Here is an 18,234-nt window from a genome sequence, read left to right as displayed (position 1 = left end):
GAGACAGCTGCCCCTCGCCTGATCCCTCGTCCTGCCGCTCGCCTTGCCGCTCGTCCTGCCGCTCGCTCTGTCTCTCGCCCTGCCCGCTGTTCTGCCGGCCCTGCCCGCGGCCGCACCGAGATCGAGGCCGGGGCCCGCGTTCAGTGCCACGCCGGGATCGGCGGCCAGCACCTCACCGAGATCCGCGTCCACCCGTACATCCGTTGCGGCGCGCGGCTCGGACGCGGGCGCCGGGTCGGGGGCCGGTGCCTCGTGCTCGTCCGCCACGAGCAGGTGCAGGGCCGCGTACACGAGCCAGACCGCGAACATCGTCAGCTGCGCCCGGTGCGCGATCCCCACTCCCTGCCCGGTCGTGAGCGCGCCCACCATGAGCACCGTGGCGGCCGCGCTGAGCCACGTGAGCGACCACGCCACCCACGACCGCCACCTCAGGCCGAGCAGCACCATCGCGGCCAGCCCGCACACCGTGGACAGCGAGCCGGCCAGCGTGTGCAGCCGGTGCGGCCATGACGGCTCCCGCAGCCCGCACGCGGGGTCGCTGAGCACCGCGCAGTCGAGGGGGAACACCGCGGAGGCGGAGGTGAGCAGCCCGAACGCGGCCAGCGCCAGCCACCCCTGCCACTCGCGCGCCGCCCTCGGCAGGAGCAGCACGCCCGACACGCACGCCAGCCCGGCCAGCCCGTCGCTGACCCGGAACAGGCGCGTCCACGGCTGGTCGCGGGCGGCCAGCTCGCTGACGTACCCGTGAGCTCTGTCGACCGCCGGCGTGGTGAACTGGCCCGTGATCCACGCGCTGCCCAGCACCGCCGCAACGATGAACGCGGATGCCGCGAGCACGAACAATCTTCGCTCCACGTGAGCATTAGATCACTTTGGGTGATAGCCGCTCAGGAGCGCCCCTGTCAGAGGCCGGGCGCGCCCCAGACGGGGAACCACCGGCTGAGGTCCTTCTCCAGCGGCAGCTCGCCCTCCAGCGCGCCCCTGGCCTGCAGTTCGAGCGCGTTGTCGCGCCGCTGACCGGGCAGCGGCGCGAACGGGTAGAAGGTGCCTCGTTTGTACAGGTAGACGACCGCCAGCCGGCGCCCGTCGTCCGGGGCGGTGAACGAGGCCAGCGAGCACAGCAGCGAGGGCCCGAACCCGGCCCCCTCCAGCGACGAGTTGACCGCGTGGAGCTCGGTGACCAGGTCGCTGAGGGCGTCGGGCGAGCGGCGTACGAGCAGCCAGGTGTAGCCGTAGCCGTCGTCCGACTCCTCGACGCGCTCGCCCAGCAGCGCCTTGACGTCGCGTTCGAGCGTGGCGAACGCGCCGCCCTCGGCCGCCCTGAACGCCACCGAGCCGAGCCCCGTGGGCGTGAGCCCGGTCGCGGCCTGCAGCGTCACGGCCGCGGACGGCAGCGCGAACAGCGCGTCGAGGTTGGGCTTGACCGGTTTCGACCGGCCGAGCAGCGCATCGAGCCAGCCCATCCGGGTTCAGCCCCTTCCGAGCTGCTTGGAGATGTTCGTCAGCTGCTCCAGGCGCCGCTCGAGCCGCGGATGCGTGGAGAACAGGTTCGCCAGCGTCTCGCCCGGGGCCAGCGCCGGGGCGAAGTAGAAGGCGTTGAACGGCTCGGCCTCGCGCAGGTCGCGGGTCGGGATCCTGGCCATGTCGCCGCTGATCTTGACCAGCGCGCTGGCCAGGGCCGACGGTCGCTGGGTGAGCAGCGCACCCGCGCGGTCGGCGGCCAGTTCCCGGTAGCGCGACAGAGCGCGGGTGAGCAGGAAGCTGACGGCGTACACGATGACGGAAACCAGCACGATGATCAGCCCGACCGGTACGCCGCCCTGGCCGCCGTTGCGGCGGCCGCCGAGCCCGGTGTAGAGGGCGAACCTGGTCATGAGCCCCGCCACGATGCCGAGGAACGAGGCGATCGTCATGACGGCCACGTCGCGGTGGGCGACGTGCGAGAGCTCGTGCGCGAGCACGCCTTCGAGCTCCTGCGGCTCGAGGCGGCGCAGGATGCCCGTCGTCACGCAGACGACGGCCTTCTTCTGGTTACGGCCGGTGGCGAACGCGTTGGGGACGTCGGAATCCGCGATCGCCACCCGCGGTTTGGGCATGTCGGCCAGCGCGCACAGCCGGTCGATCATGCCGTGCAACTCGGGGGCCTCCTGCGGCGAGACCTCCCGCCCTCCCATCGCGAACAGCGCGATGCGGTCGGACAGGAAATACTGCACGAGCAGCAGACCCCCTGCCAGCACCAGCACGGTCAGCGCCCGCACGCCCAGGGAGATCAGGACGCCGACGAACACCACGTAGAGCAGCCCGAGCAGGAACATCGTCACGACCATGCGGCTGGTCAGGCCGCGGTCGGGCGCGAACCGGGTGCGCACGGGGGCTCAGCCCGGGATGAGGCCTTGGTCGCCCAGCATCTCCCGGACCTCCTCGATCGAGGCGTCCGCGGGGGGAAGGATCAGCTCTGACGGCTCAAGGCTGTCGTCGGGGAGCGCCTTGCCCACATGGCGCACCTTGTCGAGCAGTGCGTGCAGCTTGACGCGGAAGGACTTCTCGTCGCCCGCGTCGATCGCCGCCTCCAGCTCGGTGTCGAGCTCGTTGAGGACCGAGATGTCGTCGGCGGAGATCTCCACCTGACCCTCGCCCATGATCCTGACAATCATGCGCCCTCCCCTGGCTGACGCAGCTGCTGGGTCTGGCCGGGCTGCTGCTGGGCCTGCTGAGGAGCCTGCTGCGGCTGCTGCTGCGGCTGGCCCTGTTCGATGGCGCTCTGCGGCGCCGGGCCCTGGCCCAGCTCGGACTTCATCCTGGCCAGCTCGAGCTCGACGTCCATGCCGCCGCCCATGCGGTCGAGCTCGGCCTGGATGTCGTCGCCCTTGGTGCCGCCGCTGTAGTCGTCGAGCGCCCCGCTGGCGAGCAGCTCGTCGATGGCGCCCGCGCGGGCCTGCATCGACGCCGTCTTGTCCTCGGCGCGCTGGATCGCCAGTCCGACGTCGCCCATCTCCTCGGAGATGCCGGAGAACGCCTCGTTGATGCGCGTCTGAGCCTCGGCCGCGGTGTAGGTGGCCTTGATCGTCTCCTTCTTCGTGCGGAAGGAGTCGACCTTGGACTGCAGCCGCTGGGAAGCCGTGGTCAGCTTCTCCTCCTCGGCCTGCAGGTTGTCGTGCTGCACCTTCAGGTCGGCCATCTGCGTCTGCAGATTGGACCTGCGCTGCAGCGCCTCGCGGGCGAGGTCTTCACGCCCCACGGACAGCGCCTTGCGCCCTTGCTCCTCGTAACGCTGTGCCTGCTTCTCCAGGCCGGTGATCTGCAGCTCGACCCTCTTGCGCGACGTGGCGACGTCGGCCACGCCCCTGCGCACCTTCTGCAGCAGCTCCAGCTGCCGCTGATAGGAGTAGTCGAGGGTCTCGCGCGGATCCTCCATCTTGTCCAAAGCCTTGTTGGCCTTGGACTTGAAGATCATCGAAAGTCTCTTCATCACGCTCATGCGCGTCGGCCGTCCCCTTCTAGGTCGTGCTGGTGTTCCCAATGCGACGCAGCCGCCTTGGGATTACCCTACGCATAACGCGCGAGGGCGTCACTAAGTTGCAGTCCAGGTAGGGTTGACGTCGTGTTGCGACGCCGTTCCCAAACCTCCGTGGACGATACCCCCACCCTCACTGACGATCCTAAGCCCAAGGGCAAAGGTCGTCCCACACCCAAGCGCCGGGATGCCGAAGGCAAACGGCGCCAGCCGGTCTCCGCGCCCAAGGACCGCAAAGAGGCCTACCGGCAGATGCGGGCCAAGCAGGCCGCCGAGCGTGAAAAGGCCCGCAGGGGCATGCTCGCCGGTGACGAACGTTATTTCCCTGCCAGGGACAAGGGCCCGGCGCGCAAGTTCGCGCGCGACTGGGTCGACTCCCGCAGGCTGCCGAGTCAGTATTTTCTGCCGTTCTCGCTACTCATCCTGCTGGCGACGTGGATCCCCTGGCCGATGGAGATCCGCGCGCAGGTGCTCAACCTCGTCATCGCTGTCGGCTGGCCGATCATGATGATCGGCGTGCTGTTCACCTCCGTCTACGTCGCCTGGAAGGTGAAGCGGGAGGTGGCGCAGAAGATGCCCGGCGAGAGCCTCAGAGGCGTGGGCTTCTACGCGGCCATGCGGGCGCTGCAGATCCGCCGGCTGCGTTTCCCGCCGCCGCAGGTGCTCCCGGGCGGCAAGCCGGTACAGCCCAAGCGGTAACCATATTTTCCCGATTTTCCGGGAGACTCCGACAAATCGGGAAAATTATGAGTTGTGGTACGCGGCGTTGTCCCAGCGCAGCACGCCCCGCCTGACCGCGGGCCGCAGGCCGTCGATCTCCGTGCCCGTCTCCAGGGCGTCGGCCACGGCCCGCATCAGCGCGTAGTAGGACGGCATCCGGGGCCCCGCGCCCTCCCATCCGACGGCGCCGTCCATGGGGTCGAGCACCGCGTACCTCCCGTCCACGCCGAGAAACGGGATCGCCCGGTCGCCCACGACCTCGCCCACGGGGTCGTGACCCGGGTCGGCGCGGTCTTTCGCGCACTGTGCCCGCCAGGCGTCCCTGATCTGGCGGACACCGAGGATCGGCGCCCCGTTCCGCGAGAAACCGAACGCTCCCGCTCCGCGCGAGCCGTTGTGGCGCAGGAGCGAGGCGCGCAGGTCGTCGGGAAAGTCCAGGCCCATCTGCGCCTCGGCGATCGCGATCGTGCGGGCCCTGCCGGGCGCTCCGAGCGTCCGGTACGTACGCGGCGCGTTGGCCTTCAGCCACCGCTCGATCCGCCGCCACTGGCGGTTCACCGCCCGCCGCACCTTCGGGTCGACCGGCCTGACCCGGGCCCGGCGCTGTTCGGGCACACACCCGCCATCGGCGACGGCCCAGGACTGCGGCTGCGTGGTGGGGGGTGGCACGGGAGAGGGCGGCGTGCTCGTGGGCCGGGCGTCGTCCCTGGACGCGAGCGACTGCGCAATCAGCGCGTCCTGTTCCTCCTGGTACGCCCGGCCCCGGGCCGTGGCCGTCTCCTGCGCCTGCGTGGGGACCAGCGCGGCCACCAGGGTGAGCGCCACGACCGCCGTGATGCCGGCCCATGCCAGGCCCATCCCGGTCCTCCTGACCGGTCGCGGGGGCGGCGGGGGCGGCGTCTTCGGCATGCGGGCGCGGCGGCGCAGCCGGACCACGATGGCGGTCACGACGGCGGCCGTCAGCGCCAGCCGTACGAGCTTCAGCACGCCGCGCACCCTATCCCGAACGGATCACCCCACGTGCCGGGATTAGAGTCGGATGCATGGAATTCCGACACCTCGGTCGCAGCGGCCTCATGGTCAGCGAGATCAGCTACGGCAACTGGCTCACCCACGGCTCCCAGGTCGAGGAGGACGCCGCCAAGCAGTGCGTTCAGGCGGCACTCGACGAGGGCATCACCACGTTCGACACGGCCGACGTGTACGCGGCGACGAAGGCCGAGGCAGTGCTCGGCCGGGCGCTCAAGGGCGTGCGCAGGGAGTCGCTGGAGATCTTCACCAAGGTCTACTGGCCGACCGGCCCCGGCAGGAACGACCGCGGCCTGTCGCGCAAGCACATCACCGAGTCGATCCATGCCTCGCTGCGGCGGCTGCAGACCGACTACATCGACCTTTACCAGGCCCACCGCTTCGACCACGAGACCCCTCTCGAGGAGACGATCAAGACCTTCGACGACCTCGTACGCCAGGGCAAGGTCCTCTACGTCGGCGTCAGCGAGTGGAACGCCGAGCAGATCGCCCAGGCCCTCAAGATCGCCGACGAGATGGGCTTCGACCGGATCGTGTCGAACCAGCCCCAGTATTCGATGTTGTGGCGGGTCATCGAGTCCGAGGTCGTGCCGCTGAGCGAGAAGGAGGGCGTCGGCCAGATCGTGTGGTCGCCGATCGCCCAGGGAGTGCTCACCGGGAAATACCTGCCGGGGCAGCAGCCTCCGGAGGGTTCGCGGGCGACCGACAAGAGCGGCGGCAGCTCCATGATCGCCCGGTGGATGAGGGACGACGTGCTGACCCGCGTGCAGGAGCTCAAGCCGATCGCCGCGGACCTGGGCCTCAGCATGGCGCAGCTGGCCATCGCCTGGGTGCTGCAGAACCCGAACGTCTCCAGCGCCATCATCGGGGCCAGCCGCCCCGAGCAGGTGCGTGACAACGTGCAGGCGTCGGGCGTCAAGCTGGACGCGGACGTGCTGCGGCGGATCGACGACGTGCTCGGCCCGGTCGTCGAGCGCGACCCCGCCAAGACCGAGAGCCCCCGTACGCGCCCATAACCACGCCCACAACGAAAACCCCTTGAGCCACGAATGCGCTCAAGGGGTTTTCGCTGTTTCTGGCATTCACTCCGGACGCAATGACATTCCCGCGTACTCGACGCGGTCCTCCTCGAGCAAGGCCACCTGCTCCACCCCGGAATCGAGCAGGTCACGCCAGTTCTCGCCGAGCCACGACTCCGCGTCCGCCTGGCTCGGAAAAACCTCTCGCGGCAAAGGACGATCCGTTACCTCACCACCATGTGCATTTTCATAACGCCAACGCCATGTCATGCCATACGCTCCTTTTCCGCCAGTTCGCCGGCGCACCCTCCGCAGGCACTGGAACCCTACTCCCGAGTTCGGAGGTCCATCGATGCCGCGCGCGTTTCGTGTCGCCACCGGAGTCGCCCTCGGGGCGGCGACCCTGATCTTCCTCCCCTGCCCTGCCCTCGCCGCACCACCCGTCACCCCCGGGGATCCCGTGCCAGGCGCGGCGCGCGGGTGGAGCGTCTGGCAGAGCGACGGCACCGCCTGGCTGGCGGCCGCCGCCGGCGACTCCCCGCCGGACGGGTCATTCATCGGCTGGCGTTTCTCGGCCGCGCCGGACGGGGGTGAGCCTCCCGGCGGCGAGCTGCCCTCGTTCCAGGCGGTGTGCGGCAGGGACACCGCCGCGTCCGGGCACAAGCGCGTGGCCGTGGCGGTGGACTTCGGACAGGCCGGCTCCGACGCCTACCCCGGCGAACGTCCGCCCGCCGCTCCGGCCGTCACGTGCGTCGCGGGCGCCGAGTCCGCCACCTCCGCCGGGCTCCTCGCCTCCACCGCCAGGGTCCGGGTGGACGCGGGCGGGGACGTGGTCGCGGTCGACGACTATCCGGCCAGGGAGAAGGGCGGCACGGCGCTGACCGCCACCCCCGCCGCCGCCGGCTCCGCCGCGGGCGGGCCGCCGGTCATGGTGATCGCGGGCGGGGCGGGCGTACTGGTCCTGCTCGGAGGCGGCGCCCTGGTGGCCACCCGCCGCCGCACCACGGCGAGGACGTCCGGCTGAGCCCATGTCAAGGGTTGGAACGTTCCCGGCGGCCACGCCCCCGCCCCGGGCCGGCAGGAGCGGGTACGGGTTTGTACGCTCGGCGCGGTGAAGCTCCTTCTCACCGGCACTGCGGGCGGCGCGGGCTGGCCGGAACCCGGCTGCGGGTGCGCCTCGTGCGCCGGGCTGCCCGCCGGGCATCGCCGCCCGTTCGAGCTGGTCGTGGACGACGTGGCCCGCTACCCCTTCACCGGCCCGCCCGGCGGCTACCGGCCACTCGCGGGCGGTCTGGGGCTGGCGGGCCCCGACGGGTCCACGCTCCTCCACCTGCCCGCGGGACGAACACCGCCGGCGGACGGGCCCGCCCGCTACGACGTCGTCCTGATCGACCTGCTGGACCGGCCGGAGCGGCTCGGCGAACTGCGGCGCGCAGGGCTGGCCGACGACGCGACCCTGGTGGTGGCCGTCGGGCTCGATCACCGGGTGCGGTCGGAGGAGGAACTGGCCAGGCGCCTGCGGCTGTGGGGGGCGATCGCCGTCCCTGACGGCACGGAGCTGACGTGCCGCCCTTCCGGCGGCCCGCCGGACGACCCCACCGGCCCCCGGCCGGGCGGCTCCATGAGCGACGGGGTGAGCGGACAGGCGAGCGCCCGCGTGGGGCTGCCGCGGCGGACGCTGCTGCTGGGCGGGGCGCGCTCGGGCAAGTCGGCCGAGGCGGAGCTGCGGCTGGCGGCGGAGCCGTGCGTCACTTATGTCGCCACCGGGCCGGCCGGCGGAGAGGACGGCGAGTGGGCGGAACGGGTGCGGGCACACCGGGAGCGGCGGCCCGCGCACTGGGCCACCGCCGAGACCACCGACCTGGCCACCGCCCTCACAGAGGCCACCACACCGCTGCTGATCGACGGGCTGGGGACCTGGGTGGCGGCGGTCTTCGACGAGTACGGGGCCTGGGAGGGAGACCGCGCGCCCGTGGAGGCGCGCTGCGACGACCTCGTGGCGGCGTGGCGGCAGGCCCCGGAGCCGGTTGTGGCGGTGTCCGACGAGGTGGGGCTGGGCGTCGTGCCCGCCACGGCCGCCGGCCGGGCCTTCAGGGACGTGCTGGGACGGCTGAACGAGCGTCTGGCCGCCGAATCCGAGCAGGTGGCTCTGGTGGTCGCCGGGCGTCCGCTGGAGCTCTGACGGCTGTCCAGGACGCCGTCACGAACGCACTCCGGAACGCCGGCCCGGACGCGTCCAGAAACCACCCGCACGCACACGCGGTCACCGCCCGCACAGACGCGTCCAGTCACACCGTACGGACGTGTTCGTTCACGACCGTACGGACGCGTCCGGGGAGCCTGGCGCGGGTCGGAAAGCGGGCAGCCGCCCGGGCACGTGCGATGCGCGCCTCACGGAGGCGGGATCGGGGCGGGGATCATGCGCGGGGATCACGCGCGGGCGGCGCGGGCGTACCAGCGGCCGTCCACGCGGTCCACGTCAAGGGAGCGGCCGAAGCAGTCGGAGAGGTTGGCGGGGGTGAGCACGTCGTCCGCCGGGCCCATGGCGAGCACCCGGGCGTCGCGCATCAGCATCGCGTGCGTGGTCGACGCGGGCACCTCCTCCAGGTGGTGCGTCACCGTCACCGTGGTGAGCACGGGCCTGGTGGCGGCGAGGTCCTCGACGGCGGTGATGAGGTCTTCCCTGGCGGGCAGGTCGAGCCCCGCGAACGGCTCGTCGAGCAGCAGCACCGCCGGGTCCGCCATGAGCGCCCTGGCCACGCGGATCCTCGCCCGCTCCCCTTGCGAGCACACGCGGAACGGCCGCTCCGCCAGCTCCTTGCAGCCCAGGTCGGCGAGCAGCCGGTGAGCCCGGTCCCGCTCCGCGTCGCCGTACTTGTCCCACAGCGGAACGCTCGTCCCCGTGTGACCGGTGAGCACCACCGTGTGCGCGGTCGCGCCCTCCTGCTCCATCAGCTCCTCGTCGATCAGCCGCTGGCTGGAGGCGACGAGGCCGATGTGCCGGCGCAGCTCGCGCACGTCGACCCGGCCGAGCGGGTGGCCGAGCACCTTGACCGTGCCCTCGCTGGGGTGCCGTACGGCGCCGGCCAGTGAGAGGAGCGTCGTCTTGCCCGCGCCGTTGGGCCCGAGGACGGCCCAGTGGTCGCCGTAGCCGACCTGCCAGTCGATGCCGTCGAGCAGCGCCTTGCCGACAACGCGGACGCCTACGCCTTCGAGTTCAAGCACGTGCATCCCGACAGACTAGTGGGCACCGGGATCGTCCGTTACCGATGTGAAATACGAACGCGTACCGGCGTTACGGTCTCGGTCAGGGACGAGGAGAGGGCGGCGGTCCGGTGAGAGGGTTTGTCAGGGTCGGGCGGCCGGTGGACGGCTGGCGGTTCTCGGCCGGCACGCTGACCGTCTTCCCCGTGCGCGTGGGACGGGTGGACCGGACGGTCGCGGGGCAGGCGATGGTGCTGGCGCCGGTCGTCGGGCTGGTGCTCGGGCTCGTCGCCGGGCTGCCGTTGCCGCTCGTCGCTCTGCTGCACGGTCCTCCGCTGCTGGGGGCGGCGCTGGCGGTGGGGGCGCTGGCCGTACTGACCCGGGGGCTGCACCTGGACGGGCTCGCCGACCTCGCCGACGGGCTGGGCAGCGGCAAACCGGCCGCAGAGGCGCTCGACATCATGAAAAAGTCGGACATCGGGCCGTTCGGGGTGATGACGCTGGTCCTCACGCTGCTCATCCAGGCCGCCGCGGCGGCCGGCGCCGGCTACGCGGCCTTCGTGACCGCCTGCGCGGCGGGACGGCTGACGCTGGTGTGGGCCTGCCGCGCGGGCGTGCCCGCCGCCAGGCAGGGCGGGCTCGGCGCGATGGTCGCGGGCACGGTACGCCCGCCCGCGCCGTGGCTCGTCACCGTGGCCGCCCTGCTCGCCGCCGGGTTCGCTGCTCCGGGCACGGGGATCGGGACGGCGGGAGCGCTCGTGTTGCCGGCCGGGCTGCTCGCCGGGCTCGGCGCCGCCCTGCTGCTGCTCCGGCACGCCAGGCGGCGACTCGGCGGGATCACCGGCGACGTGCTGGGCGCGCTCGTGGAGGCCGCCACGGCCACGACGCTGGTGGTGTGCGCGCTACTCGGCTGAGCTCCGCGCCTCGGCGGCGACCGGCGGCGCCTGGGCCGGCGGCTCCTGGCGTACGGGGAAGAAGCGGAGCAGCGCCGCGCCGGCCAGTGCCAGGACGACCCAGCCGACCAGGCCGGTCAACCCGACCAGGAGTTCGTTGGGGGGCGCGGCGGCGTCGCCGAGCAGCAGGACGGGCGGCACGACCGCGTTGAGCGAGCCGTGGGCCACGACCGCGGGCCACACGCTGCCCGTACGCAGCCGCAGCCAGCCGAACAGCACCCCGGCCAGCACGCAGAAGCCGATGAAGAACAGCGCCGCCCACGAGCCCAGGCTCGGGTAGTTGTAGCCGAGCAGGGTGAGCGGCGCGTGCCAGAGGCCCCAGATCGCGCCGGAGAGGAGCAGGCCGGCGAACACGCCGTTGGTGGAGGTGAGGCGGGGCAGCAGCCAGCCGCGCCAGCCCCACTCCTCCCCCAGCGCGGGGATCGCGTTGAGCAGGGGCCCGGCCACGATCGCCACGACGATCTGCAGCGCCGCGACCGTGCCGAGGTCGGCGGGGATCTCCATGCCGCGCGCCTCGAGGGCCGCCCTGAGCAGGCTGAGCCGGTCGAGGTCGAGCGTGACCAGGCCGACGGCGGCGCTGAGCCCCATCGCGAGGAAGACCAGCAGCGGCACCCCGAGCCAGGTGGCCGCCACGAGCAACCAGGTGCGCTTCCTGCTCCCACCGAGCGTCAGCCCGGTTTTGCGCGCCCACTCCTTGGGGGACGTGCGCGTGACGGCCCACACGCCGAGCACCGCCACGGTGGGCGTGAACATCACGAGCGAGGCCAGCAGGGGCAGCAGGGGCGAGCCGAGGCCCCCGCCGAGCCACAGGGGCAGCGCGGCCGCCCAGGACAGCCCGAAGGCGAGGACGACGAAGATGGGGAGAGGTCTGTTCATGGCTCCACTCGCTCCGCGATGAGGGCGTTGATGAGGGATGCGCCGCGTGCGGCGTCGTCGATGCTGACCGCGAGCCGACCGCCCGAACGGTACCTGATGATCAGGCACTCCCCGCCGCGCAACATGATGGTGGCCCTGCCGGGGAGCCCGCGGAAGCCCCAGCCGCCGACCTGGCTCGGATGGAGGTCCTCCGACAGCGCCGAGTCGATCTTCGACAGCCGGATCCTGCGCACGGGCCGGCCGAACGGCCCGAACCCGATCGCCACCCCGTCGTCGCTCACCCTGACGGCCACCGATGCGGACAGCAGCCCCAGCACGAGCACGAGCACGAGGACGAGGACGAGGACGAGGACGAGCACGGGCAGCGCGCCGCCCAGCCCGGCGCCCGTCCCGGACCCGATGGCGCGCAGCACGGCCAGCACGCACACGCCGGCGCCCGCCACGGCGGCGGCAGCGGCCATCCACGGGTTGGTGACACGGCTGACCCAGACCGCGCGCTCCCCCTGCCTGAGCCGCAGCGTCGGCGGGCGCGCGTCCGCGGGAGAGGGCTGGTCGGGCTCGCCCCTGCCGAGCAGTCCGCCCGCCACGGCCGCGGCCCCGGACAGGAGGAGGACGGCGACGACGTGCCAGGACGGCAGCCTGGCGGCGGTCCAGACGAGTACGTCGAGGTTGGCGGCCGGCGTGCTGAGACTTATGCCCGGCGCGAACACGCTGATGAACCCGAGCGTGCCCCACCAGTACATCCGGCCGCTCCTGCGCGTATGCGCCCGGCCGGCCACGACCAGCAGGACCACCCAGGGCACCCCCCAGAGCAGCAGCCCCATGGCGACGAACCCGCCGAACGCCATCGAGCCGTCCGCGGTGCCGTCGTGGCCCCAGTGCGTGGCCAGCGGATCGGGCAGCCGGTCGCGCACCGCCAGAGGGACCGCGACCAGCACGGCGGTGACCGGCAGGCCCCACAACGCGGCGATGACCCGGGGGTTCATGGCAACTCCTCCAGGATGGCGATGAGGTCGTCACGGCCGTAACCGTGCTTCCTGGCGTCCTCCAGCAGCTCACGCGCGCGCTGCACCAGCAGGGCACGCCCGTCCGCGCGGCCCGCGACGCTGACCCCCCGGCCCCTCCTGAACTCCAGCAGGCCCTCGTCCCGCAGGTCGCGCAGCGCCCGCAGCACGGTGTTGGGGTTGATGCCGAGCGCCTGGGCCAGGTCGCGGGCGGGCGGCAGCCGGTCGCCCGCCCGGTAGGAGCCCTCGCCGATGGCGCGGCGGATGGCGCCGGCCACCTGCTCGTGCAGGGGCCTGGCGTCATTCAGATCGAGCGTGAGCAGCATGATGCCATTGAAACTAGCACCATGTCACACGAACACCCATACGAGCATTGGTAGGATGAACCCCTGTTTGTGAGTACGGAGAAACCGTGGATAGCATCGGTTTACGTGACCACTGTGCGGCTGAACTCAGCAGATCCCGTCTCCATCGACACCGACGCGTTGATCGTCGGTTTCAGGTCCGGCCCCGACGGCCCCCGGCCCGTGACGGGCGACGAGTCCCTCGAAACGGCCTTCGGCGGCAAGCTCGCCGCCTCGCTAGACGCAGTCGCCTTCACCGGCAAGACGGGTGAGCTGGCCAAGCTGCCGACGTTCGGCGCCACCGCCGCCCCGCTGCTGGTCGCGGTCGGCCTTGGCGACTCCCCCGACACCGACGGCCTGCGCCGGGCCGCGGGCGCCGCCGTGCGTTCCCTGGCCGGCACCGCGCGCGCCGCGCTCGTCCTGCCCGCCGGCAGTCCCGACGAGGCCGAGGCCGTCGCGCTGGGTGCCCTTCTGGGGGCGTACGCGTTCTCCCGCTACCGCACCGACGGCGAGCAGAAGCCGCCCGTCTCCGAGCTCACGGTGGTCTCCGGCCAGCCCGGGGGCGTGGCCGAGCGGGCGAGCGTGCTGGCCGAGTCCGTCGCGCTGGCGCGCGACCTGGTCAACACCCCGCCCTCCGACCTGTGGCCGGCCAAGTTCGCCGAGATCGCCGAGCAGTCGGGCGGCAAGGCGGGGCTGAGCGTCGAGGTGCTCGACGAGAAGGCGCTCAAGGACGGCGGCTACGGCGGCCTCATCGGCGTCGGCCAGGGCTCGGCCAACCCGCCGCGCCTGGTGCGCCTGTCCTACAAGCACCCGGAGGCCGGCAAGACCCTCGCGTTCGTGGGCAAGGGCATCACGTTCGACTCCGGCGGCCTGTCGCTCAAGCCGTCCGCCTCGATGGACTGGATGAAGTCCGACATGGGCGGCGCGGGCGCCGTGCTCGGCGCGCTGATCGGCATCGCCAGGCTCGGCCTGCCCGTCAACGCGATCGGCTACCTCTGCCTGGCGGAGAACCTGCCGAGCGGCACCGCGCAGCGCCCCTCCGACGTCATCCACAGCTACAGCGGCAAGACGGTCGAGGTGCTCGACACCGACGCCGAGGGCCGCCTGGTGCTCATGGACGGCATCGCCAGGGCCGCCGAGGACGAGCCCGACGTGATCGTCGACGTCGCCACCCTCACCGGCGCGCAGATCGTGGCGCTCGGCTGGCGCACCGCGGGCGTCATGGCCAACGACGACGCCGTCCGGGAGCTCGTCCTCGACGCCGCCAGGGCCGCGGGCGAGGGCGCGTGGGGCATGCCGCTGCCCGAGGAACTGCGCAAGGGGCTCGACTCACCGATCGCCGACCTCGCCAACCTGCAGCCCGAGCGCTGGGGCAGCATGCTGGCGGCGGGCATCTTCCTGAAGGAGTTCGTGCCCGAAGGGGTGCGCTGGGCCCACATCGACATGGCGGGCCCCGCGTTCAACAAGGGCGAGCCGTACGGTTACATCCCGAAGGGCGGCACCGGTGCGATCACCCGCACGCTCATCGGACTGGCAGAGCGGCACGCGAGCATCTGAAACAAATGAAAAGATGAGGGCATCACAACACCCCGACAAGGAGCCTTCCTGTGGCCTATGACATCGTCGTCCTAGGTGGCGGCAGCGGCGGTTATGCCTGCGCGCTCCGGGCGGCCGAGCTGGGCAAGTCGGTCGTCCTGATCGAAAAGGACAAGATCGGCGGCACCTGCCTCCACAGGGGATGCATCCCCACGAAGGCCCTGCTGCACTCCGCAGAGGTCGCCGACGAGACCCGCGAGAGCGGGTCCTTCGGCGTCAAGGCGAGCTTCGACGGCATCGACGTCCAGGGCGTGCACACGTTCAAGGACAAGATCGTCACGAGGGCGTGGAAGGGCGTGCAGGGCCTGCTGAAGGGCGCCGGCGTGACGATCGTCGAGGGCGAGGGCCGCCTCGCGGGCCCCGGCCGGGTCCAGGTGGGCTCCGAGGTCTACGAGGGCCGCAACATCGTCCTGGCCACCGGCTCCGCGCCCAAGACGCTGCCCGGCCTGGAGATCGACGGCGAGCGCGTCATCACCAGCGAGCACACGCTCACGATGGACCACGTGCCGAGCTCGGTGATCGTGCTGGGCGGCGGCGTGATCGGCGTCGAGCTGGCCAGCGTCTACCGCTCGTTCGGGGCCGAGGTCACGATCGTCGAGGCGCTGCCGCACCTGCTGCCCACCGAGGAGGAGTCCAGCTCCAAGCTGCTGGAGCGGGCCTTCCGCCGCCGCGGCATCAAATATGAGCTGGGCGTCTTCTTCGACGGCGCCAAGACCACCGAAACCGGTGTGGTCGTCACGCTCGCCAACGGCAAGACCCTCGACGCCGAGCTGCTGCTCGTCGCGGTCGGCCGCGGCGCCGTCTCCTCGGGCATGGGCTTCGAGGAGCAGGGCATCACCATCGAGCGCGGCGCCGTCGTGGTCGACGAGCACTGCCGGACGTCCGTGCCGGGCGTCTACGCCATCGGCGACCTCATCCCGACGCTGCAGCTCGCGCACGCCGGGTTCGCCGAGGGGATCATGGTGGCCGAGCACATCGCCGGCCTCAACCCGCCGCCCATCGACTACGCGGGCGTGCCGCGCATCACCTACTCCGACCCCGAGGTGGCCTCCGTCGGCATCACCTCGGCGCAGGCGGCCGAGCGCGGCATCGAGATCGTCGAGCAGGTCTACGACCTGGCGGGCAACCCCAAGAGCCAGATCCTCGGCACCTCGGGCGCCGTGAAGGTCGTCGCCCAGAAGGACGGACCCGTCGTGGGTGTCCACATGGTGGGCAGGCGCATCGGCGAGCTCGTCACGGAGGGCCAGCTGATCTACAACTGGGAGGCGCTGCCCGCAGAGGTCGCCCAGCTCATCCACGCACATCCGACGCAGTCCGAGGCAGTCGGTGAGGCGATGCTGGCCCTGGCCGGCAAGCCGTTGCACGTACACAACTAGTCCAGCCCTCGAGATCAGAACGCGAGAGAAGAATAACGATGCCGGTCTCCGTACAGATGCCCCAGCTCGGCGAGAGCGTGACCGAGGGCACCGTAACCCGTTGGCTGAAGAAGGAGGGCGAGCGCGTCGAGGCTGACGAGCCGCTCCTCGAAGTGTCGACCGACAAGGTCGACACCGAGATCCCGTCGCCGTCCGCGGGCGTCCTCACCACGATCGTGGTGGCCGAGGACGAGACGGTCGAGGTCGGGGCCGAGCTCGCCGTCATCGACGAGAACGGCCAGGCAGGCGCCACCGCGTCGGCTCCCGAGGCGGCCCCGGCCGCCGAGCCGGCCGCGCAGCCCGAGCCCGAGCCCGAGCCCGAGCCGGCGCCGGCTCCTCCCGCCTCCTCGATCCCGCAGCCGGCTCCGGCCCAGCCGGCTCCCGCGCCCGCCCCGGCTCCGCAGCCCGCCCAGCAGGCCCCGGCTCCGGCGCAGCAGGCTCCGGCCGCCGAGCCCACACCGATCCCGTCGGGCGACAGCCCCTACGTGACGCCGCTGGTGCGCAAGCTCGCCAACGAGCACGGGGTCGACCTCGACTCGATCACCGGCACCGGCGTGGGCGGCCGCATCCGCAAGCAGGACGTGCTCGAAGCGGCCAAGTCCCAGCGCGAGAAGGCCGCCCAGGCCGCGCCGGCGCCCGCCGCCGCCCAGCCCGCCGCCGCTCCGGCTGCGGCGGCCCAGGCTCCGGCCGCCGCCGCGGCGCCCGAGCCGGTGGAGGTCGACACGACGCTGCGCGGCCGCACGGAGAAGATGTCGCGCCTGCGCCAGACGATGTCCAAGCGGCTGGTCGAGTCGCTGCAGACGGCGGCCCAGCTCACCACCGTGGTCGAGGTCGACGTCACCAAGATCGCGCGGCTGCGCGAGCAGGCGAAGGCCGACTTCTTCCGCCGCGAGGGCGTCAAGCTGTCGTTCATGCCGTTCTTCGAGATGGCCGCCATCGAGGCGCTCAAGCAGCACCCGAAGCTCAACGCGACCATCAACAACGAGACCATGGAGGTCACCTACTTCGACGTCGAGCACCTCGGCATCGCGGTCGACACCGAGCGCGGCCTGATCGCGGCGGTCATCAAGAACGCCGGCGACCTCAACCTCGCCGGGCTCGCCCGCAAGACGGCCGACCTGGCCGAGCGCACGCGTGCCAACAAGGTGACCCCCGACGAGATCACGGGCGGCACGTTCACGCTGACCAACACCGGCAGCCGGGGCGCGCTGTTCGACACGCCGATCCTCAACCAGCCGCAGGTCGGCATGCTCGGCACGGGGGCCGTCGTGAAGCGTCCCGTCGTGATCGACACGCCTGAGGGCGAGGCCATCTCCGTGCGCTCGATGGTCTACCTCGCGCTGACCTACGACCACCGGCTGGTGGACGGCGCGGACGCGGCGCGCTTCCTGACGACCGTCAAGCGCCGCCTCGAGGAGGGCCGCTTCGAGGCCCAGCTCGGGCTCGCGTAGCACACAGGGTGTCGTGACGCCGGGCGGTCCGCACGGGCCGCCCGGCGTTCGCCTGTGCGCCCCGCGACGGTACGGTCCGCGCACGACGTGCGGCACACCGGCTGCCGGCGCCCCCGGACCGGGTGGAAGAACACGGGCGGAACGGTGGCGCGCCGTACGAAGGCGGCGGCGTACATTGGGACGATGGCGATCATCGTGACGGGGGCGTCCGGGCTGCTCGGCTCGGCGCTGGTCGAGGCACTGCGGGCCGAGGGCCGGGAGGTCGTCAGGCTGGTACGCCGGGAGCCCCGCGAGGCCGGTGAGGCGTACTGGCAGCCGCGCGAGCAGGTGATCGACCTGGCCGCGCTCGAGGGCGCCGAAGGCGTGGTGCACCTCGCCGGGGCGTCGATCGGCGACCGGCGGTGGAGCGAGGCGTACAAACGGGAACTGGTCGCCAGCCGGGTGGAGGGCACCCGCGTGCTCGTCGACGCGCTGCGCCAGGTCGAGGAGCGGCCCAGGGTGCTGCTGTCGGCGTCCGGGGTCGACTTCTACGGCGACACGGGCGACCGGGTGATCGACGAGAGTGCCGGCCGGGGCGAGGGCTTCCTGGCCGGCCTGTGCGCGGCATGGGAAGGCGAGGCGGAGCGGGCCGCGGAGGCGGGGGTCAGGACCGCGTTCGCGCGTACGGGGCTCGTGCTGAGCCGCCGGGGCGGGGCGCTCGGGAGGATGTTGCCGATCTTCAGGATGGGGCTGGGGGCGCCGCTCGGTTCGGGGAAGCAGTACTGGTCGTGGATCAGCGTGGACGACTGGGTGGGAGCCGCACTACATGTCCTGAAAAATCAGGATGTGGAGGGGCCGGTCAACTTCACCTCGCCCTCCCCCGTCACCAACGCCGAGTTCACGAGGACCCTCGGGAAAACCCTGCGCAGAAGCACGATGCCGATCGCCGTGCCGGGGTTCGCGCTGTCCGCGGGGCTCGGCGAGTTCGCCCGCGAGGCGCTGCTCCCCGGGCACCGCGTCCTGCCGGCGAAGCTGACCGCCTCCGGCTACCGCTTCGCGCATACCAGTATCGGCGAGGCGCTCAGCGCCGTACTCTAGGATGCCGTTCCACTTCTTTCAGCACGTCGGGA

Annotated in this window: 20 protein-coding genes; 9 read left to right on the top strand and 11 right to left on the bottom strand. The window is 72.0% G+C overall.

Annotated elements, in window-relative coordinates:
- The 5 genes from E1295_RS15485 to E1295_RS15465 form a co-directional block, all read right to left on the bottom strand.
- Positions 1-855: DUF998 domain-containing protein (locus E1295_RS15485; protein ID WP_132630966.1), on the bottom strand; the 855-nt coding region annotated here is incomplete at its 3' end.
- 47 nt (positions 856-902) lie between these two features.
- Complete coding sequence (pspAB, locus tag E1295_RS15480; protein ID WP_132630965.1) at positions 903-1,463, bottom strand: PspA-associated protein PspAB; 561 nt, start codon at positions 1,461-1,463, stop codon at positions 903-905.
- A 6-nt stretch (positions 1,464-1,469) separates the two neighbouring features.
- On the bottom strand, positions 1,470-2,369 hold the full coding sequence (gene htpX / locus E1295_RS15475; protein WP_132630964.1) for a zinc metalloprotease HtpX: 900 nt from the start codon (positions 2,367-2,369) through the stop codon (positions 1,470-1,472).
- Positions 2,370-2,375: 6 nt separating this feature from the next.
- On the bottom strand, positions 2,376-2,654 hold the full coding sequence (gene pspAA, locus E1295_RS15470; protein ID WP_132519798.1) for a PspA-associated protein PspAA: 279 nt from the start codon (positions 2,652-2,654) through the stop codon (positions 2,376-2,378).
- Positions 2,651-3,478: a PspA/IM30 family protein gene (locus E1295_RS15465; protein ID WP_220448729.1), complete on the bottom strand. Its 828-nt coding sequence runs from the start codon at positions 3,476-3,478 to the stop codon at positions 2,651-2,653. Before E1295_RS15465 ends, pspAA begins: the two co-directional genes overlap by 4 nt.
- A 150-nt stretch (positions 3,479-3,628) precedes the next feature.
- On the opposite strand from E1295_RS15465, the gene E1295_RS15460 reads away from it, so the two are divergent.
- Complete coding sequence (locus E1295_RS15460) at positions 3,629-4,213, top strand: DUF3043 domain-containing protein (protein WP_246080059.1); 585 nt, start codon at positions 3,629-3,631, stop codon at positions 4,211-4,213.
- Positions 4,214-4,258: 45 nt separating this feature from the next.
- On the opposite strand, the gene E1295_RS15455 is transcribed toward E1295_RS15460, so the two are convergent.
- Positions 4,259-5,221, bottom strand: coding sequence for an SMI1/KNR4 family protein (locus E1295_RS15455; protein ID WP_132630962.1), 963 nt, complete (start codon positions 5,219-5,221; stop codon positions 4,259-4,261).
- A gap of 56 nt (positions 5,222-5,277) precedes the next feature.
- On the opposite strand from E1295_RS15455, the gene E1295_RS15450 reads away from it, so the two are divergent.
- The gene (locus tag E1295_RS15450) at positions 5,278-6,279 is read left to right on the top strand and encodes an aldo/keto reductase family protein (RefSeq protein WP_132630961.1); all 1,002 of its coding nucleotides are present in this window, start codon (positions 5,278-5,280) and stop codon (positions 6,277-6,279) included.
- Positions 6,280-6,345: 66 nt separating this feature from the next.
- Here the strand turns inward: E1295_RS15450 and E1295_RS15445 are convergent, their stop codons facing one another.
- Entirely contained in the window at positions 6,346-6,552 is a 207-nt protein-coding gene (locus tag E1295_RS15445) for a hypothetical protein (RefSeq protein WP_132630960.1), read from the bottom strand.
- Between the two features lie 82 nt (positions 6,553-6,634).
- On the opposite strand from E1295_RS15445, the gene E1295_RS15440 reads away from it, so the two are divergent.
- Both E1295_RS15440 and E1295_RS15435 read left to right on the top strand, forming a co-directional pair.
- Positions 6,635-7,306 carry an SCO2322 family protein gene (locus E1295_RS15440; RefSeq protein WP_132630959.1) on the top strand — a complete coding sequence of 224 codons (672 nt, stop codon included), beginning with the start codon at positions 6,635-6,637 and terminating at the stop codon, positions 7,304-7,306.
- 195 nt (positions 7,307-7,501) lie between these two features.
- A complete protein-coding gene (locus E1295_RS15435) occupies positions 7,502-8,464 on the top strand; it encodes a bifunctional adenosylcobinamide kinase/adenosylcobinamide-phosphate guanylyltransferase (RefSeq protein ID WP_425465344.1) in 963 nt (320 codons plus the stop codon).
- A 248-nt stretch (positions 8,465-8,712) separates the two neighbouring features.
- Here the strand turns inward: E1295_RS15435 and E1295_RS15430 are convergent, their stop codons facing one another.
- The gene (locus tag E1295_RS15430; protein ID WP_132630957.1) at positions 8,713-9,513 is read right to left on the bottom strand and encodes an ABC transporter ATP-binding protein; all 801 of its coding nucleotides are present in this window, start codon (positions 9,511-9,513) and stop codon (positions 8,713-8,715) included.
- A gap of 104 nt (positions 9,514-9,617) precedes the next feature.
- On the opposite strand from E1295_RS15430, the gene E1295_RS15425 reads away from it, so the two are divergent.
- Positions 9,618-10,400, top strand: coding sequence for an adenosylcobinamide-GDP ribazoletransferase (locus tag E1295_RS15425; RefSeq protein WP_132630956.1), 783 nt, complete (start codon positions 9,618-9,620; stop codon positions 10,398-10,400).
- Here the strand turns inward: E1295_RS15425 and E1295_RS15420 are convergent.
- Genes E1295_RS15420 through E1295_RS15410 form a run of 3 tightly spaced genes read right to left on the bottom strand, consistent with a single transcriptional unit; the run spans position 10,389 to position 12,645 of the window.
- Positions 10,389-11,315 (bottom strand): CPBP family intramembrane glutamic endopeptidase, encoded by a 927-nt coding sequence (locus tag E1295_RS15420; RefSeq protein WP_132630955.1) that lies wholly within the window; start codon positions 11,313-11,315, stop codon positions 10,389-10,391. The two genes, E1295_RS15425 and E1295_RS15420, sit on opposite strands and share 12 nt — an antisense overlap.
- A complete protein-coding gene (locus E1295_RS15415) occupies positions 11,312-12,301 on the bottom strand; it encodes an SdpI family protein (protein ID WP_132630954.1) in 990 nt (329 codons plus the stop codon). The genes E1295_RS15420 and E1295_RS15415 overlap by 4 nt, the downstream gene beginning before the upstream one ends.
- A complete protein-coding gene (locus E1295_RS15410; RefSeq protein ID WP_132630953.1) occupies positions 12,298-12,645 on the bottom strand; it encodes a GntR family transcriptional regulator in 348 nt (115 codons plus the stop codon). The genes E1295_RS15415 and E1295_RS15410 overlap by 4 nt, the downstream gene beginning before the upstream one ends.
- Before the next feature lie 105 nt (positions 12,646-12,750).
- On the opposite strand from E1295_RS15410, the gene E1295_RS15405 reads away from it, so the two are divergent.
- From E1295_RS15405 to E1295_RS15390, 4 genes are all read left to right on the top strand, one after another.
- On the top strand, positions 12,751-14,220 hold the full coding sequence (locus E1295_RS15405) for a leucyl aminopeptidase (protein ID WP_132630952.1): 1,470 nt from the start codon (positions 12,751-12,753) through the stop codon (positions 14,218-14,220).
- Between the two features lie 50 nt (positions 14,221-14,270).
- On the top strand, positions 14,271-15,635 hold the full coding sequence (gene lpdA / locus E1295_RS15400; RefSeq protein WP_132630951.1) for a dihydrolipoyl dehydrogenase: 1,365 nt from the start codon (positions 14,271-14,273) through the stop codon (positions 15,633-15,635).
- 38 nt (positions 15,636-15,673) lie between these two features.
- A complete protein-coding gene (gene sucB / locus E1295_RS15395; protein WP_132630950.1) occupies positions 15,674-17,125 on the top strand; it encodes a 2-oxoglutarate dehydrogenase, E2 component, dihydrolipoamide succinyltransferase in 1,452 nt (483 codons plus the stop codon).
- A gap of 183 nt (positions 17,126-17,308) precedes the next feature.
- Positions 17,309-18,202 carry a TIGR01777 family oxidoreductase gene (locus tag E1295_RS15390; RefSeq protein ID WP_132630949.1) on the top strand — a complete coding sequence of 298 codons (894 nt, stop codon included), beginning with the start codon at positions 17,309-17,311 and terminating at the stop codon, positions 18,200-18,202.
- Positions 18,203-18,234 lie beyond the last annotated feature (32 nt).

The sequence above is a fragment of the Nonomuraea mesophila genome (assembly GCF_004352805.1).
GTDB lineage: Bacteria > Actinomycetota > Actinomycetes > Streptosporangiales > Streptosporangiaceae > Nonomuraea > Nonomuraea longispora.
Note: the sequence above shows the minus strand (reverse complement) of the source record. Positions and strands in the feature narration are given on the sequence as shown.